Origin of the sequence: Marinomonas alcarazii, assembly GCF_003208215.1 — a bacterium.
GTDB classification, from domain to species: Bacteria; Pseudomonadota; Gammaproteobacteria; order Pseudomonadales; family Marinomonadaceae; genus Marinomonas; species Marinomonas alcarazii.
In genome coordinates this window covers 260,335-278,536 of the sequence record NZ_QKLW01000001.1, presented here as the reverse complement: position 1 = coordinate 278,536, position 18,202 = coordinate 260,335, and the positions used below count along the sequence as shown (strand labels likewise).

At 44.3% G+C, this 18,202-nt stretch carries 17 protein-coding genes; 15 read left to right on the top strand and 2 right to left on the bottom strand.

Annotated elements, in window-relative coordinates; genetic code table 11:
• Positions 1-20 precede the first annotated feature (20 nt).
• The 7 genes from accC to purD all read left to right on the top strand — a co-directional run bounded on the left by accC (position 21) and on the right by purD (position 8,356).
• Positions 21-1,361: an acetyl-CoA carboxylase biotin carboxylase subunit gene (accC, locus tag DFP75_RS01205; RefSeq protein WP_110571676.1), complete on the top strand. Its 1,341-nt coding sequence runs from the start codon at positions 21-23 to the stop codon at positions 1,359-1,361.
• A gap of 117 nt (positions 1,362-1,478) precedes the next feature.
• Entirely contained in the window at positions 1,479-2,369 is an 891-nt protein-coding gene (gene prmA, locus DFP75_RS01200) for a 50S ribosomal protein L11 methyltransferase (RefSeq protein ID WP_110571675.1), read from the top strand.
• Positions 2,370-2,407: 38 nt separating this feature from the next.
• Positions 2,408-3,691 carry a DUF3426 domain-containing protein gene (locus DFP75_RS01195; RefSeq protein ID WP_110571674.1) on the top strand — a complete coding sequence of 428 codons (1,284 nt, stop codon included), beginning with the start codon at positions 2,408-2,410 and terminating at the stop codon, positions 3,689-3,691.
• A 252-nt stretch (positions 3,692-3,943) separates the two neighbouring features.
• Complete coding sequence (dusB, locus tag DFP75_RS01190; protein ID WP_110571673.1) at positions 3,944-4,912, top strand: tRNA dihydrouridine synthase DusB; 969 nt, start codon at positions 3,944-3,946, stop codon at positions 4,910-4,912.
• Between the two features lie 119 nt (positions 4,913-5,031).
• On the top strand, positions 5,032-5,310 hold the full coding sequence (fis, locus tag DFP75_RS01185) for a DNA-binding transcriptional regulator Fis (RefSeq protein WP_012070668.1): 279 nt from the start codon (positions 5,032-5,034) through the stop codon (positions 5,308-5,310).
• An 89-nt stretch (positions 5,311-5,399) separates the two neighbouring features.
• Positions 5,400-6,977, top strand: a complete 1,578-nt coding sequence (purH, locus tag DFP75_RS01180; protein ID WP_110571672.1) for a bifunctional phosphoribosylaminoimidazolecarboxamide formyltransferase/IMP cyclohydrolase — start codon at positions 5,400-5,402, stop codon at positions 6,975-6,977.
• Positions 6,978-7,069: 92 nt separating this feature from the next.
• Entirely contained in the window at positions 7,070-8,356 is a 1,287-nt protein-coding gene (gene purD / locus DFP75_RS01175; RefSeq protein ID WP_110571671.1) for a phosphoribosylamine--glycine ligase, read from the top strand.
• Positions 8,357-8,431: 75 nt separating this feature from the next.
• Here the strand turns inward: purD and DFP75_RS01170 are convergent, their stop codons facing one another.
• Positions 8,432-8,683, bottom strand: coding sequence for a hypothetical protein (locus DFP75_RS01170; protein WP_110571670.1), 252 nt, complete (start codon positions 8,681-8,683; stop codon positions 8,432-8,434).
• A gap of 148 nt (positions 8,684-8,831) precedes the next feature.
• On the opposite strand from DFP75_RS01170, the gene DFP75_RS01165 reads away from it, so the two are divergent.
• The 4 genes from DFP75_RS01165 to pdxH are packed head-to-tail and all read left to right on the top strand — an operon-like array spanning position 8,832 to position 12,707.
• Positions 8,832-11,030, top strand: a complete 2,199-nt coding sequence (locus tag DFP75_RS01165) for a sensor histidine kinase (protein ID WP_245926915.1) — start codon at positions 8,832-8,834, stop codon at positions 11,028-11,030.
• Positions 11,031-11,074: 44 nt separating this feature from the next.
• Positions 11,075-11,416, top strand: coding sequence for a histidine triad nucleotide-binding protein (locus DFP75_RS01160; protein WP_110571668.1), 342 nt, complete (start codon positions 11,075-11,077; stop codon positions 11,414-11,416).
• Positions 11,417-11,430: 14 nt separating this feature from the next.
• Entirely contained in the window at positions 11,431-12,063 is a 633-nt protein-coding gene (gene coq7 / locus DFP75_RS01155; RefSeq protein WP_110571667.1) for a 2-polyprenyl-3-methyl-6-methoxy-1,4-benzoquinone monooxygenase, read from the top strand.
• A 2-nt stretch (positions 12,064-12,065) separates the two neighbouring features.
• A complete protein-coding gene (pdxH, locus tag DFP75_RS01150) occupies positions 12,066-12,707 on the top strand; it encodes a pyridoxamine 5'-phosphate oxidase (protein ID WP_110571666.1) in 642 nt (213 codons plus the stop codon).
• 8 nt (positions 12,708-12,715) lie between these two features.
• On the opposite strand, the gene DFP75_RS01145 is transcribed toward pdxH, so the two are convergent.
• Positions 12,716-13,216: an alpha-ketoglutarate-dependent dioxygenase AlkB family protein gene (locus DFP75_RS01145; RefSeq protein WP_245926914.1), complete on the bottom strand. Its 501-nt coding sequence runs from the start codon at positions 13,214-13,216 to the stop codon at positions 12,716-12,718.
• 26 nt (positions 13,217-13,242) lie between these two features.
• Here DFP75_RS01145 and DFP75_RS01140 point away from each other — a divergent pair, with 26 nt between their 5' ends.
• The 4 genes from DFP75_RS01140 (at position 13,243) to yfaE (ending at position 18,192) form a co-directional block, all read left to right on the top strand.
• A complete protein-coding gene (locus DFP75_RS01140) occupies positions 13,243-14,022 on the top strand; it encodes a heparan-alpha-glucosaminide N-acetyltransferase (protein ID WP_245926912.1) in 780 nt (259 codons plus the stop codon).
• A gap of 321 nt (positions 14,023-14,343) precedes the next feature.
• Positions 14,344-16,608, top strand: coding sequence for a class 1a ribonucleoside-diphosphate reductase subunit alpha (gene nrdA, locus DFP75_RS01135; protein WP_110571664.1), 2,265 nt, complete (start codon positions 14,344-14,346; stop codon positions 16,606-16,608).
• 167 nt (positions 16,609-16,775) lie between these two features.
• Positions 16,776-17,909: a class Ia ribonucleoside-diphosphate reductase subunit beta gene (gene nrdB / locus DFP75_RS01130; protein ID WP_110571663.1), complete on the top strand. Its 1,134-nt coding sequence runs from the start codon at positions 16,776-16,778 to the stop codon at positions 17,907-17,909.
• Positions 17,893-18,192 (top strand): class I ribonucleotide reductase maintenance protein YfaE, encoded by a 300-nt coding sequence (gene yfaE / locus DFP75_RS01125; RefSeq protein ID WP_342767487.1) that lies wholly within the window; start codon positions 17,893-17,895, stop codon positions 18,190-18,192. Before nrdB ends, yfaE begins: the two co-directional genes overlap by 17 nt.
• Positions 18,193-18,202: the final 10 nt, after the last annotated feature.

Genomic DNA, 18,202 nt, shown 5'->3' with positions numbered 1-18,202 from the left:
TCCAACGCAAAGGTTCCATCATGCTCGATAAGGTATTGATTGCTAACCGAGGCGAAATCGCGCTACGTATTCTACGTGCGTGTAAAGAGCTCGGTATCAAAACCGTTGCGGTTCACTCTAAAATTGACCGTGACTTATTACATGTGCGTCTTGCAGACGAATCTATCTGCATTGGGCCAAACCCATCTGCTCAAAGTTATTTGAACATTCCAGCGATCATTAGCGCTGCAGAATTAACAGATACTTCAGCGATCCACCCAGGCTACGGCTTCCTTGCGGAAAATGCAGACTTTGCAGAGCAAGTTGAGCGTTCTGGCTTTACTTTCATCGGCCCTAAAGCTGAAACAATTCGTCTAATGGGCGATAAAGTATCAGCTATCAAAGCGATGAAAGAAGCTGGCGTACCAACGGTTCCAGGCTCAAACGGCCCTGTACCATCCGATCCTGAAGAATGCATACGCATTGCAAATGAAATCGGCTTCCCTGTGATTGTAAAAGCTGCCGCTGGCGGTGGTGGTCGTGGTATGCGCGTTGTTCACAACGAAGGCAGCCTATTAAAATCGATCAGCATTACACAATCAGAAGCAGGCTCGTACTTCGGCGACAGCACGGTTTATATGGAGAAATTCCTACAAAACCCACGTCACGTAGAAGTTCAGGTGCTAGCTGACGGTCAAGGTAACGCGGTTCACCTATACGATCGCGACTGCTCTTTGCAACGTCGTCACCAAAAAGTATTGGAAGAAGCACCAGCACCAATGCTAAACGAAGAATCTCGCCAAGCTTGTTTGAAAGCCTGTGTTGATGCTTGTATCAAGATCAACTACCGCGGCGCGGGTACGTTTGAATTCCTATACGAAGATGGCAATTTCTACTTCATCGAAATGAACACTCGTGTTCAAGTAGAGCACCCTGTTACTGAAATGGTTACAGGCGTAGATATCGTTAAAGAACAACTTCGCATCGCGAGCGGCTTGCCACTGTCTTTGAAACAAGAAGACATCAAGCTAAATGGCCACGCGGTTGAATCTCGTATCAACGCAGAAGACTCTAAAACCTTCATGCCTTGCCCAGGTAAAGTGGAATATTTCCATGCACCAGGCGGTATGGGTGTTCGTGTTGACTCTCACCTGTACAGTGGCTACTCAGTACCACCAACGTATGACTCAATGATTGCTAAAATCATTTGTCATGCACCAGATCGTACAGCTGCGTTAAAACGCCTTTCTGGCGCTCTAGATGAAACATTCATCGATGGTATTAAAACCAACATAGAGCTACAAAAAGACCTAGTCAATGATGCTAACTTCATTGCTGGCGGCGTTAACATCCATTATTTGGAGAAGAAACTCGGTCTATAAAGATCGCTGTTTTGTCCCTAGTGATGACTAAATCACTAGGGACAATCATTTTCCACTCGCCACTCGCCCCAAGCTTCGCTATTCTATTCCTGTTTATTTATTGTTGGACTCCACTTTATGCCTTGGCTTCAAATACGCATCCATACTACTCCCGATCATGTCCCAGCCTTTGAAGACACGCTTCTTGACTGCGGTGCTTTGGTTGTTACCTTTGAAGACGTTCACGATGATCCGGTTTACGAACCAGACCTGAACACCACACCATTATGGAAAAACACCAAAGTCACGGGCTTATTTGAAGCTGATGCAGACATTGAACATATTCGCCCTGTGATTGAGCATAAAGCCGCCTCTATCAATGAATCCGACATCGATATGAAAATAGAGATTCTGGAAGACAAAGACTGGGAACGCGAATGGATGGACAGTTACCACCCAATCCAATTTGGCGAACGCCTCTGGGTTTGCCCTAGCTGGAGAGAAGTCCCAGATCCAAAAGCGGTAACGCTTATGTTGGACCCTGGCTTGGCATTTGGTACAGGAACACACCCTACAACGGCTCTTTGCTTACAATGGTTAGACAGCATTGACTGCCAAGACAAAACCATTATCGACTATGGTTGTGGCTCTGGCATCCTAGGCATTGCAGGTTTGTTGCTTGGCGCTACTAACATGGTGGGAATAGACATAGACCCACAAGCCGTTCAAGCCACGCAAGCCAATGCTGAACGCAACAACATTGACCCAAGTAGAATTGAAGTCAAGTTGCCACCGTATGAGTCTGACCTACAAGCGGATATTGTGGTAGCCAATATTTTGGCAGGCCCACTTGCCCACCTTGCCCCAACCATTTCAGCGCTGGTTAAGACGAACGGACAATTAGCGTTATCCGGCATTCTTGCCAACCAAGCTAAAGAAGTCATTGAAGCCTATCAAGAATGGTTTACGATAGACGACATCACTGAAAAGGAAGAATGGGTTCGTATTGTGGCAACCAAAAACGCATAACCCCCATTTAGTAACGCTTAAATAGGAAAACACACCTCATGGCCAATAGCTTTATCACTCGATGCCCAAAATGTTCTACTGCATTTCGTGTCACCGACGAGGTATTAAGCATGGCCAAGGGGAAAGTACGATGTGGGCAATGCTTTCATATCTTCGAGGCCGGTAACGGTCTACAGCAAGTCGAGAAAACACAAAAGCGTGAAGTTAAGCAAGAAAGCAAAGCCCAAGCAAAAGAAACAGCGCTAGCGAATAGCTCAGAAAAATCGGATTTACCACCTCCGCCAGTATCGCCATACAATCAGAGCTACCCCAACCAAGAACAATTCACGCCAGCTGACGACATCGTCAACCCAGATTGGCTACACACTCTGTTCGATGACGAAGACCTTTACCCTCTTGGTCATAAAACAGAACCCTCTCGTAAAGAGAAAGAGCAAAAAACCACGACCTCGCCCGAAAAATCAGCGGTAGAAGCCAGCACCACCAAAGAGACAACACCGAAGACTGATGAACCTGCGCCATGGGAAGTCGAATTAGCAGAAGTTGAGGCCGCACTTAAATCGACCTCCAATACGATTGATACTAAGAAGCCAACACCTAAAAGCACCGCGTCTTCAGCAAAAACAGAAACGACAAAAACAGAAGCTAAAATAGCAGAACCACATATCGAGCCTGATTACATGGTCGCGCTGCACTCGCTGGCTCAGTCTGCCGCCGAGCAAACACGACCATCCGACATCAAAAACCAACACTCTATTTTAGAACAACTTTCTGCCCAGCAAAGTTTGGCGCCGTTATTAGGCGATGCCGAAGAGACGACTCGTAAGAAGAAATCTCACCCTTGGCTATGGTTTTTCGCCACTTTATTTGGCGCGGCCTTATTATCAGCCCAAGTGGCGATGCACTTTTTTGATGAAGGCAGCCGCTCGTCCAATTTCAGATCACTGTACCGAACCTTATGTTCGTATACTGGCTGTGTACTACCTGGTTTTGAAGACGTCAGCGCCATCTCCATCCAGCATGTTAGAATACAAAGTCATCCGACCATTCCGAACACTTTGTTGGTGAATGCCATCATCACCAACACCAGTGATTTTTCACAACCTATGCCGAAAATTGCTCTGGAATTTTTCGACTTAAATGGCCTTCCTGTTGCTGCGAGACTCTTTGCACCAAATGATTATTTACACAAAGACTTCTTAGACATTACCTATATGCCACCAAGTACCCCAATCCATTTGGTTATTCCAATCCAAGACCCAGGTGCTCGTGCTGTCACCCATCAACTTAGGGCGTTCCCAGCCAACACTCGCTCGTACTAATTTTTCAGAGTTTTGCATTGCTGCACTAATGCAGTTATTTGGTTTTCGTCTTTTTTTCCTCGTCTTGGCCATGCTTGTAGCTCGGTACAAAGCGCTCTTTTCGCTGATTTGCCACTAAGGTCAAAAAAAGAACAAAAAATAGTCAGTTTTTATGCTGTCAAGACTTCAAAAATGACGATTGCCTAGGTATTATTCACGCCCGCTCGACACTGTCGACGATCTTTAACATTCAATCCAGTATTCAGGAACATCATGGCATTTGCAATTGGCCCATATTGCGTAGACAAACCTGTCATTCTAGCCCCTATGGCGGGAGTAACAGATTTGCCTTTTCGCCGCCTTTGCCATGACCAAGGTGCAGGCTTGGTCGTATCAGAAATGGTTACTTCTGATGTTCGCCTGTGGAACTCGACTAAAAGCCGCCATCGTCTAATACACGACGCAGAAGTCTCACCAAGATCCGTTCAGATCGCAGGTGGCGACCCAGTAATGATGGCTGAAGCAGCTCAACAAAATGTCGAGCTAGGCGCACAAATCATTGATATCAACATGGGTTGCCCTGCGAAAAAAGTGTGCAACAAAGCCGCTGGCTCTGCATTACTAAAAGATGAAACCTTGGTTCGTGAAATACTGGAATCGGTTGTAAATAGTGTTTCTGTTCCAGTCACTCTGAAAATCCGTACTGGATGGAGTCTCGATCAGAAGAACGGTCTTGCTATAGCAAAAATGGCCGAAGATATTGGCATTCAAGCATTAGCCATTCATGGACGAACACGGGAATGTAAATTCCAAGGACAAGTTGAATACGACACAATTGCAGAGATCAAACATCATTTGAGCATCCCCATTTTTGCCAATGGGGATATCAAAGACGCACAGACTGCAAAATTTGTGAAAGATTACACCCAAGCGGACGGCATAATGATTGGTCGAGCCGCTCAAGGAAGACCATGGATTTTTCGAGAAATAAACCATTATTTACAAACAAATGAATTGTTAGCACCTCCATCTTTATCTGAGGTGAGGCAGCTTGTTATTAACCACGTTGGCGCTTTGCACCAGTTTTACGGTGACTATTTAGGCGTGCGTATTGCTCGCAAACACGTTGGTTGGTACTTGCAAACGTTAGCGGATAAAACACAATTTCGCAGCTTGTTTAATCGTATTGATAATACGCAAGAACAACTTGATAAATTGGAAGAGTTCTTTGTTTGCCAATAGGCAAACGAACCTTACACATTAATGCTACGATCATCTGAAAGACGAGTTGGATCACTCTTCTCTACGATGATCAACACACATTAATAAATGGTTAGCTTTAAAAAATAGAAGGTCATTCTGTGGTAGAACAAACTCATACACATACGTTTCAAGCCGCTTCTTCAGAGCAGTCACAAACCCTACGTGACAATGTTGAAAAAGCCCTACAAAACTATTTCGCTCATCTCGATGGGCAGCCAATAACAGACTTATATCAGTTAGTCTTAGCCGAGGTTGAGGCGCCTTTGCTAGAGTCTGTCATGAGCTACACAAAGGATAACCAAACCAAAGCATCCACCATCCTTGGATTAAACCGAGGCACACTTCGCAAGAAGTTGAAGCAATACGGCATGCTATAAGCACAAAGAAAAAAAGGGCGAATTCGCCCTTTTTTTCGTCTTATCTTCCCCTTGTTTTATTTAGTGTTAAATTAACCGCGAGAACCATGATGGCAAATCAAAATACAGTAACTCCAATCAAACGAGCGTTAATCAGTGTTTCCGACAAAACAGGCATTGTCGACTTTGCACGCGAACTAGCAGCTCAAGGCGTTGAAATTCTTTCAACGGGTGGTACTTACCGTCTTTTATTGGACAACAACGTTAAAGCGACAGAAGTGTCTGACTACACGGGCTTCCCTGAAATGATGGATGGCCGCGTAAAAACCCTACACCCTAAAGTACACGGTGGCATTCTTGGTCGTCGTGACATCGACGGCGCCATCATGAAAGAACACGGCATCGAAGAAATCGACATGGTGGTTGTTAACCTTTACCCATTTGAAGCGACGATTGAACGCCCTGATTGCGACCTACCAATGGCTATTGAAAACATCGACATTGGTGGCCCAACAATGGTTCGTTCCGCTGCGAAAAACCACAAAGACGTTGCCATTGTTGTTTCTCCATCTAGCTACGAAGGCATCTTGGCTTCTCTTAAAGCAGATGGCGGCTTAACGTACGATCAGCGTTTTGACCTAGCTGTTCAAGCCTTTGAGCATACATCACATTACGATGGCGCTATTGCAAATTTCCTAGGCAAAAAAGTACCTGGCGGCAGCGAAAACTTCGCTCGCACATTTAACTTACAATTCAATAAACAAGAAGAAATGCGCTATGGTGAAAACCCTCATCAAAAAGCCGCTTTCTACGTTGAGGCAAACCCGAAAGAAGCCTCTATCAGCACAGCGAAACAAATCCAAGGCAAAGCACTGTCTTACAACAATATTGCCGACACTGATGCAGCACTTGAGTGCGTAAAAAGCTTCGACAAGCCTGCTTGCGTTATCGTAAAACACGCTAACCCTTGTGGCGTTGCAACAGCAGCAACGCAATTTGAAGCTTATGATCTTGCTTTCCAAACAGACCCAACGTCTGCTTTCGGAGGCATCATTGCATTTAATCAAGAGCTTGATGCAAAAACAGCCCAAGCCATTGTTGATCGTCAATTCGTTGAAGTGATTATTGCCCCAAGCATCAGCAAAGAAGCTTCTGACATTGTCGCTACCAAACAAAACGTTCGCCTACTTGAGTGCGGCCAATGGTCAACTGACAAGCCAGCAGCATTGGACTACAAACGCGTTAATGGTGGTTTGTTGGTGCAAGACCGCGATGATGGCAACATCACTCTCGCTGACTTAAAAGTGGTTTCTAAGCGCCAACCTAGCGAAGCTGAGCTAAAAGACCTATTGTTCGCTTGGAAAGTCGCTAAATTCGTTAAGTCTAATGCCATTGTTTATGCGAAAGCAGAACAAACAATCGGTGTAGGCGCAGGCCAAATGAGCCGTGTTTACAGCGCTAAAATTGCTGGCATTAAAGCAGCAGACGAAAATTTAGAAGTTGTTGGCTCTGTTATGGCGTCTGATGCCTTCTTCCCATTCCGTGATGGCATCGATGCCGCTGCACAAGCAGGCATTACAGCCGTTATTCAGCCAGGCGGCTCTATGCGCGATGAAGAAGTTATCGCAGCCGCAGACGAAGCAGGTATGGCGATGGTCTTCACAGGCATGCGTCACTTCCGCCACTAAGACAGTGTCACCAATCGGCACTTTTAGTAAATACAAAGCTTGATAGTCGCCAGAGACTGCGGTCTCTGGCTCGTAATACAAAGGATTAGATAATGAAAGTTCTTATCATTGGTAACGGCGGACGCGAACATGCTCTAGCATGGAAAACCGCTGAATCTGATCAAGTAGAAAAAGTCTTTGTTGCTCCTGGCAACGCAGGCTCAGCATCAGAAAATAAAGTAGAAAATGTCAACATTGGCGTAACAGACATTGCTGACCTTGTTGCTTTCGCCAAAAAAGAAAACATCGATCTAACGATTGTTGGTCCTGAAGCACCATTGGTTATTGGTGTGGTTGATGCATTTGAAAAAGAAGGCTTGGCTATCTTTGGCCCAACGGCTGCGGCAGCACAATTAGAAGGCTCTAAAGCCTTCACCAAAGACTTCTTGGCTCGCCATAACATCCCAACGGCTTCTTACGGCAACTTCACCGAAATCGAACCTGCTGTTGCTTACATCAAACAACAAGGCGCTCCGATTGTGGTGAAAGCAGATGGCTTGGCCGCTGGCAAAGGCGTTATCTTGGCCCAAACAGAAGCGGAAGCCATTGCAGCAGTTGAAGACATGCTGCAAGGCAACTCTTTTGGCGATGCCGGCAGCCGTGTTGTTATTGAAGAGTTCTTGGTTGGCGAAGAAGCCAGCTTTATTTGCATGGTCGACGGTGAAACGGTTTTACCTATGGCGACCAGCCAAGACCACAAAGCTCGCGATAATGGCGACCTAGGTCCAAACACTGGCGGTATGGGTGCCTACTCTCCTGCCCCTGTTGTAACACCTGAAATTCATGATCGCATTATGAATGAAGTTATTATGCCAACCGTAAAAGGCATGAATGCTGAAGGCAACCGTTACCGTGGTTTCCTATACGCTGGCGTGATGATTACCGCTGACGGCACACCAAAAACATTGGAATACAACTGCCGTTTTGGTGACCCAGAAACTCAACCTATCATGATGCGTTTACGCTCTGACTTGGCGCAAATGTGTTTAGCTGCCGTTAATGGCAAACTGGATACAGTCGAAGCAGACTGGGACCCTCGTGCCAGCTTAGGTGTTGTTCTTGCTGCTGGCGGTTACCCTGCAGATTACGCGAAAGGCGATGTAATTTCTGGTTTGGATACAGTGCTTGCTGAAGGTCAAAAAGTCTTTCAAGCAGGTACTGCATTGAAGGACGGCCAAGTGGTTACTAATGGCGGCCGTGTTCTTTGTGCAGTTGCTCTTGGCGATACCGTTGCTCAAGCTCAATCAGCCGCTTACGATGTGGTAAACACATTGTCTTGGGACAAGGTTTATTTCCGCACCGACATTGGTCATCGTGCCATTGCTCGCGAGCAGAAATAATCCCTCTATAGCACAAAATAAAAAGGCCTCACGTTGAGGCCTTTTTTACATTTAATACCTTTTTAGGCGTATGACTTATTTTTTTAGCTGAGACTCTTTTTTGTCTAACCAAGCTTTAAACAGTCGTCCCAATTCCAATACCAACAGGCCAAAGATAATCCCTGCAACCCAATCTAACCCTAGCACAAAGCCCAAAGCAGCAATCATTCCGTAGCCGTACATGAGGTTGGTGCGTGTTGCTGGTTTTTTCTGCCTTGCAAACCAAGTGACACCTAGAAGCAGTATGCTAAACCAAACATAATACTCCACTAAAATTGGATATAGCATTCGATCCCCTATCTAGTTAATAATAGCCTTTATTGAATCTGCTTAGGCCAGCATTTTGTTTAATCGACTGATTTTACTATTTATACTCTGCATCTCCAACACCGTATGGGGTGTTAACACCATAGCTATCATAGATGAAAGCCATGATGTGGCTAATATCAGTCAAACTGGCTCATATTTTATCGACAAAAATAAAGTACTTTCTCTTGATGATATTTCATCTGATGCTTACGCCAAGCAATTCCGCCCCATTAATAGCGACTACTTTCAGCTCGGAATGGTAGAAGGTAACATCTGGATTCGCACTGAAGTTGCCATACGAACAACCGACAACACCCCAGTCCTCTTAGAAGTTAATTCCCCAAGACTGCAATATCTAGACATTTATTTGCCTACGTTACCTAAAGGGCAGGTTCAAGTAGAGCTTGGCGGCGCAAGACCCTATAACAACAGGCAGGTAAAAGCACCACATTACATTTTTTCGATCCCTGCTAATCCACCGCCGGTTTTTACCCTGTACCTTAAGCTTTCTTCCCATTTACCAATCAATGCCGATATTGAGCTTAAAACCCTATCTAGGATAAGCCAAGATTCACAACAAGAGCAGATGATCACAGGCGTGTTGATTGGCATTCTGTTCACCCTGTTTGTTTGCAATATCTTCTTTTACGTCAAGACATCTCATCCGATGTACTTGATTTATAGCTTTTTGCTGGTTGGCATTGTGGTTTTACACCTCTCAATCCATGACCAGGTCGCGCAGTTTTTTCCCGACCAAAGCAATATTCAAGAGCGTATGTACAATCTATCGTCTCTCGCCTGTTTATGCGCGATCGTATTTTTCTCCAGGCTGTACCTGAACACCAAGGCGCACCTGCCCAGCATTGATAAAATTTTAATCACAGTGGGCACTATCAATGGCATCTTTGCCATTATTTTTAGCGTGACACCAAATGTTATAAACATCAAAGTGCTGTCTCTCATTGTGGTAGGCACTTTATTACTTTTAACCGTCCATGCCATCATTGCGTTTCTTAAAAACATTCCATTTTCTGGCTACTATTTGGCCGCCAGACTTACTCTACTAACAGGGCATTTCATATGGATCTTATCGGTCTATGGCATTATCCCGAGCGTTGTCTTATTTGAATGGGGCATGACCATCACGATCATTTTGGAAGCCATGATTCATTTCTCCGGCATGATAGTGCAAGCCACGCCACTAATCCAAAAGAACACACTCAAAGGCCAATACAATCAAACCGAGGTGATGGATTTTTTAGCCGACATTTCAAATCGCTTACGACGTCATATAAACATACTGGGTGGCGGATTATCGCACCTTGAAAAGGTCACAACATCGAAAGACGTTAAACCCTTTATAGCGAGTAGCCAAACCGCCAACAACAACCTTAAAAACATCATTGAGCGAATCGATCTATTAAGCGACATTAAAGACAATACGCCACCAGCACAGCCTTACCCTCAGCCACTTAATCAATTAATAGACCGCGCCTACAATAATATTCAACGCTTAGACCAAGACGGCACTTTTATCGAGCTAAATACTCACAACACTGACCATGTTGAAGTGCTGCAAAACGCCACGATATTACAACAATTGATCGAAACCCTAGTGCAAGAATTCAAACATTTTACGGATCAAACCTTAACACTGGATATCACTCGCCATGAGAGCAATCGAGACGGCATAACAGAACTAGAAATTAATTGCTGCCCGATTCCAACTAGAATCCAAGAACCCAGTAGCTTCGACCTTGGACTGCATTATATTTTGCTGCTTATTCGCTATTTAGATGGAAGCATGAAGACCATAGACAATGAACGCTGTATTAGTATCAAACTGCCAATCAGCATCCATATTCGCCCAACCACCAGCGATCACCTATCACAACAACAGCACTTCAATATTATTTTGTTTGGCCAACTGGATGACGACCTACAAAAAGCACTATCGATATTACAAAGCCACAGTAATCGCATAGAACATGTCACCACGCTAGAAAATTTATTAGAGCATCTTGAGCAACCCGAAAAAAGAAAATCGGGATCTATCATTTTAGTGTTTGATAATGGCGGGCACATCCCTCACATCACACAACAAAGACTGATGCCTTTAATGCGCGTCGAAGATCAGTGTTTGCTGATTAGTAACAATGTTAAGATGTCCCTAGACTATGCACGCAAGCTTGGTTTTGATGGACTCTTAGCCTGTGCTGAATTAGACAATCAACTTGAGCAACAACTGTCTAAGCTAATTCAGAAAGGCGATCGATTAAGGAACACATCTTTGTCACGGGTCAATCCTTTGCGCAAAACACCTTGAAGCAACATCAGCAACCTTGAATAATACTCATCAAAGGAGACAATATGGACTGTTTATTTTGCAAAATAGTAAAAGGGGATATCCCGGCAACCGTACTATTTGAAGACGATGATGTTATCGCTTTTGAGGACATCATGCCTCAAGCGCCAACGCATTTTCTAGTCATCCCCAAACGCCATATTAGTACGCTAAACGATCTTACTGATGCCGACGCCTCAGTGGTTGGCAAACTGCAAATCACCGCTGCCAAAATAGCAAAACAGAAAGGCATCAGCGACGCTGGATATCGTGTGGCAATGAATTGCAACGAAATGGGTGGGCAAACCGTCTATCATATTCATATGCATGTATTGGGCGGTCGTGCAATGACATGGCCACCCGGTTAACAAGAGGAAATACCATGATCTCTTTTCTAGATAAAGCTGTACTTCAGTTTGACCGAGCACTTCAAACTCTGGTGCCGCATGCAGCAAATGCCTCTCGCCCTTCTCCTGCCATGACGCTAGAAGAAACAGAGCTAACCCACGCAGAAAGAACACACTCTTCTGGACTAATGCGCATTAATCATACTGGCGAAGTCTGTGCACAAGCCCTTTACGCAGGCCAAGCAACCACGGCAAAGCTACCAAAAGTACGGGAAGAAATGGAGCATGCTGCCGATGAAGAGATTGATCATTTAGTATGGTGTGAACAGCGTCTTTATGACCTCGGCAGTAAACCAAGTATTCTGAACCCATTATTTTATGGTGCCTCTTTTATCATTGGTGCAGGTGCTGGTTTGATCAGTGATAAATTAAGCTTGGGCTTTGTTGCTGCAACAGAAGATCAAGTTTGTGTTCACCTTCAAAAACACATGGCCGCTCTGCCTGTGCAAGATGAAAAAAGCAAAGCTGTACTAGAGCAAATGCACATTGACGAAGCCAAACACAAAGCCATGGCACTGGATGCTGGAGGCTATGAATTTCCAAAACCGATTATGGCTATCATGACCCAAGTATCCAAAGTCATGACCACTACTACTTACCGGATTTAATCATGAACAGAGACCTTCATTCTATTCGTCGTGACTACCAATTCGACGATCTTCTAGAAGCACAAGCCGGAAATGACCCGCTTGCTTTATTTGATGCTTGGCTAGAAAAAGCCATTGATGTCTGCCCTGATGATCCAACGGCTATGGTATTAAGCACAGTTGATTCAGCTGGCTGGCCTCATTCTCGCGTCGTGCTACTGAAACAGCGTAATGATGCAGGCTTTTCTTTTTTCACCAATTACGACAGTGAAAAAGGCCAACAGCTCGCTCAAAATAACAAAGCCTGCATAACTTTCTTCTGGCCCGCACTATCTCGCCAGGTTCGAATCGAAGGTACCATAGAAAAAGTGTCACGAGAGGCTTCAGAGACCTACTTTGCAAGTCGACCTCGTGCTAGCCAGCTTGCCGCGAGAACATCAAAGCAAAGCGCCACAATAGAAAGCCGCGACGCACTTCAACAAGCCTTTAAACAAGAAGAGCAAGCTTTCATGGATCAAGAAGTACCTTGTCCTGACAATTGGGGTGGTTACGTTCTAAAACCTGTATTCATTGAATTTTGGCAAGGCCGACCAAGTCGACTTCATGACCGAATTTGCTACACGCACACTGACAACGAATGGGCTATAACGCGCAAAGCGCCATAATGTCAAAGTCAAAGTAGGAGACGAAAAGTTAAGCTTATTCGCTCCTCTTTGATGCGCTTTCTCACAGGCAAAGAATGCTGCCACAGAACTTGTGTTGAAGCGGACATAATTAGCCAGCTCGCATGTTCCAATTCCACCTTATGTTTAATCACGTGGTTGGCTTTTAAGCGAAATAAAAACGGACGTGTTGCTCCGAGACTCAGCATAGCCACTACCGGCGCTGGCCCTAGGGCTTTCTCGTCATCTGCATGCCACCCCATGTACTCATCACCGTCTTGATACCAATTCAGCAAGACTGCATTAAAGGGCTGCTGAGCAAGGCTCTCCGCTTCTTTTTTAATCGCCAACAACCAATCAGGCCAACCTGTGCCAAGATGGTCTTTACCAGAATAACGATAACAGACGCCTTCATCGGCAATAAACGCCACCTGCCTAGGCACTGACACCTCATGCCCAAACATCGTTAAACTTTCTCTTTCCCAAAACAGTCTAGACTGCAGCTGTGACATAAGCCCCTGCAAGCTTGAGCTAGAAAATGAGTATCGGTATGATGGCCGAATACTCACTAACCTATTTCCCTTGGACGACAATGCAATCCTCTCCCCTTTCTGGATCAACCAAACGCAGTGCTTTTTTAGACGTGTATCGTGGCACCGCAGTGCTGCTAATGATCATTTTTCATTTTTGTTGGGATTTACGCAATTTTGGCTTTGTAGACTTCTCTATTTATGACCCATTCTGGGTATATTTCCGTAGCGTCATACTGACTTTATTTCTTTCGGCTGTTGGCTGGTCAACCTACCTTGTGCTTACAGAAAAAGCCAAACCTTCTTTCTGGAAGCGGGATCTGAAACTTTTTATTTGCGCTGCGGGACTTTCCCTTGCAACCTATCTCGCTGTCCCTAATCAATGGATTTACTTTGGTATCCTACACTTTATCTTCATCGCGTCGCTGATCACTAGACCTGTCGCAAAATGGCCTATTGTCTCTGCCGCTATTGGAGCCGTCATTATTGTCACATACCATGCAACAGATTGGCTGCATTTTCCAAATGCGTTTTCAACCATCACCCAGTACATTGCTATACCACAAAGAACCTTAGACATTGTTTTCCCATTCCCATGGATAGGCGTTGTTTTAATCGGACCACTACTTGGTTATCTACAACTACATAAACTACCTACACCTAATAACCTTGTCATTAGCCTATTATGCTTTATGGGACGTTATGCCTTGCCAATATATCTGCTTCATCAGCTGGTGTTATTTGCTCTTGTCGGCAGCGTCAAAATGGTGCTGAACCTTGCACCTTGATTACTTTTTGCGCGCAGATCGTGCATGGAATTAGGTGAGTTTTTTTCATCGAAAAAATAGATAAAAATAGATAAAAATAGATTTTATGCTATTGCCAATTGCTAACTTTACGCTTTGTCGGGCAAGTAAAGTAAGTGACCACTTCGGCATTTTCTGTTTATCATTTTCGAGTTTTTTTCAAGCCTTGATTTTCATTCAAATGAGCACTATTGTTCGTTACATATTGTTAACGAAGCACTACATATAGTGTGTCACTTTTAAAGCACATACTACATAGAGTATTTCTCCTCTTTTTATAATGCACTAATGGGAAGTTAAGGCATGAGCACTCTCACAGTTACTAAACGTAACGGGAAGACCGAAAACATCAACCTAGAAAAGATCCATAAAGTCATAGCATGGGCTGCTGAAGGTTTAGAAAATGTCTCTGTTTCCCAAGTGGAACTAAAAGCGCGAATTCAATTTTTTGAAGGCATTCGTACTACCGATATCCACGAGACACTAATCAAGTCTGCTGCAGATTTGATTTCTGAACATACGCCTGATTATCAATACCTAGCCGCTCGCCTAGCCATCTTTCACTTACGTAAAAAGGCCTTTGGTGATTTTGAGCCACCGCACCTTTACGCGCATGTAAAAAATCTTGTTCAGCAAAAGCGTTATGACGCGCAATTGCTAGAAAAGTACTCTGAAGAAGAGTTCAATCAGCTAAACGAATTCATTGACCACTCTCGTGATATGAATTTTTCCTACGCGGCCGTCAAACAGCTTGAAGGCAAATACTTAGTGCAAAACCGCGTTAGCGGTGATATTTACGAAAGCCCTCAGTTTATCTACATCCTAGTTGCGGCTTGCCTATTTGCTGAGTATGAGCCAAAAGATCGCTTGAACCTTATTCGCCGTTTCTATGATGCCGTCTCTAAGTTTAAGATTTCATTACCAACACCTATCATGTCTGGTATTCGTACACCTACACGTCAGTTTAGTAGCTGTGTACTAATTGAGTGTGGTGACTCTTTAGACTCTATCAACGCAACATCCAGCGCCATCGTTAAGTACGTTAGCCAACGTGCTGGTATTGGTGTAAATGCGGGTGCGATTCGTGCCTTGGGCAGCGCCATTCGTGGCGGTGAAGCCTTCCACACTGGCTGTATTCCATTCTACAAGCACTTCCAAACAGCAGTAAAAAGCTGTTCACAAGGCGGCGTTCGTGGTGGTGCTGCAACGGTGTTTTACCCTATTTGGCACCTAGAAGTCGAAAGCCTATTAGTATTGAAAAACAACCGTGGTGTAGAAGAAAACCGCGTACGTCACTTAGATTATGGTGTTCAGTTCAACCGTTTGATGTACCAACGTTTGATCAAAGGCGGCAATATCACATTGTTTAGCCCATCAGATGTACCTGGCTTATACGATGCCTTTTTTGCTGACCAAGAAGAGTTCGATCGCCTATACACCATGTATGAGCAAGACCCTTCTATTCGCAAGCAAACAATCAAAGCGACAGAGCTATTTACGCTGTTTGCTTCTGAACGTGCTAGCACAGGTCGTATTTACTTACAGAACGTGGATCACTGTAATACTCACAGCCCATTTGATCCTAAAGTTGCTCCTGTTAAGCAAAGTAACTTGTGTTTGGAAATTGCACTGCCAACCAAGCCACTAAATCGCATTGATGACCCTGAAGGTGAGATTGCACTTTGTACATTGTCTGCATTCAACCTAGGCGCCCTAGAAAATCTAGACGAGCTTGAAGAATTGTCTGAGCTAATCGTCCGTGCTCTCGATGCATTGTTGGATTACCAGAACTACCCAATTCCAGCAGCACAACGTGCCACTGAGTTACGCCGTACTTTAGGTGTGGGTGTTATCAACTACGCTTATTACCTAGCGAAAAACGGTGTTAAATACTCTGACGGCAGCGCAAACGAGCTAACGCATAAAACGTTCGAAGCCATTCAATACTTCCTATTGAAAGCGTCCAACAAGTTGGCAAAAGAATTTGGCCCTTGCTTAGCTTTCAACGAAACAACTTACTCTAAAGGTATTTTGCCGATCGATTCCTATAAAAAGGAAATCGATAACATAGTGTCTCCAGAACTTGTTTATGACTGGGAAACACTGCGTTCAGAAATCGTGACTCACGGTCTGCGTAACTCCACGCTAACCGCGTTAATGCCATCTGAAACGTCGTCTCAGATCAGTAACGCGACAAACGGTATTGAGCCACCACGTGGTTTCGTCTCCGTCAAAGCCAGTAAAGATGGCATTCTGAAACAAGTTGTGCCTGAGTTTGAACGCCTAAAAGAAAACTACGAGTTATTGTGGAGCATCCCATCTAACGATGGCTACCTACAACTCGTTGGTATTATGCAGAAGTTTGTCGACCAAGCTATCTCGGCAAACACAAACTATGATCCACAGAAGTTTGATGCTCAAAAAGTACCAATGAAGGTAATTTTGAAAGACCTTCTAACAGCGTACAAATTAGGCGTAAAAACACTCTACTATCACAACACACGTGATGGTGCAGATGACAAGCAAGAAGACATGGATGATTGCGCTGGCGGTGCTTGCAAAATCTAACTTGTCTAATAATCGTTAAGTGCTGATTAAACAGTATGACAAGCAAAGCCTCATAGACATGGGGCTTTGCTATGTTTAGCATTTTAGCGAAACACGAATATCTATTAACAACTAAGGTGTGTCTTTTTATCCATCACACCCTATGCTTTTGAGGAATACCCTGAGACATGAGTTACTCGACTTTTAACCGTAAACAGTTCGATAGTACAAAAGAACCAATGTTCTTTGGTGAAAATGTCAACGTTGCTCGTTATGACCAGCAAAAGCACCCAATCTTTGAGAAACTGATTGAAAAGCAGCTGTCTTTTTTCTGGCGCCCAGAAGAAGTCGATCTTTCTACCGATCGTAAAGACTTCCAACGTCTTGAAGCCCATGAACAGCATATCTTTTTAAGCAATTTAAAATATCAAACATTGCTAGACAGTGTGCAAGGTCGTTCGCCAAACGTTGCTCTATTACCAATCGTTTCTCTACCTGAATTAGAAACATGGATCGAAACTTGGTCTTTCAGTGAAACGATTCACAGCCGTTCTTACACGCACATCATTCGTAATATTGTAAATGATCCGACTAAGATTTTTGACGACATTGTAACCAACGCTGAAATTACGAAACGCGCTGACAGCGTGTCTATCTATTACGATCGTCTTATCGAAATGGTCAACCTATATAACACTATGGGGATGGGGACATTCGATATACCAGGCAGAGGCGAAATTGAGATATCAATGCCTAAGCTGAAAAAAGCACTGTATCTTACCATTGCTTCTGTCAACGTATTAGAAGCGATTCGTTTCTATGTTAGCTTTGCCTGCAGTTTTGGCTTTGCAGAACGCACTCTTATGGAAGGCAACGCAAAAATCATCAAACTAATCGCACGTGATGAAGCCTTACATCTAACAGGCACACAACACATGTTGAACCTGATGGCATCGGGTAAAGATGATCCTGAAATGGCTGTCATTGCAGCAGAATGCCAAAATGAAGTACGTCAGATCTTCATTGAAGCGGCTGAACAAGAGAAAGAATGGGCAAATTACCTATTTAAAGATGGCTCAATGATCGGTCTTAACGCTCAGATCTTAGGCCAGTATGTAGAGTATATTACCAACGTTCGCATGCAAGCGATTGGACTTGAAACTCACTTTGCTACAAAGAACAACCCAATCCCTTGGATCAATGCTTGGTTGGTAAGTGACAATGTTCAAGTCGCGCCACAAGAAGCTGAAATCAGCTCTTACCTAGTAGGACAGACAGATAACAGTTTAGATGACTCAGATTTCGATGACTTCGACCTCTAACAAAGCAATGCCGGAGCAAAAAGAGCAAGTTGTACACCGTGTACTTTTAGGGAAAAAGCAAATCCTTGTGACCGAGGAGGAGCCTTTATTAGTTCAGCTTGAACGTGCAGGTATTCACGTTGAATATCAGTGTCGTGAGGGTTACTGCTCTTCTTGCTCCATCAAGCTTTTATGGGGAAATGTTATTTACCCATTCGAGCCTCTAGCGTGGGTACAAAGCGGCTATTTACTAGCCTGTTGTGCCATCGTTAAAAGCGACATCGAAATCGCTTTTTTCGACTAATCGCTCAGTC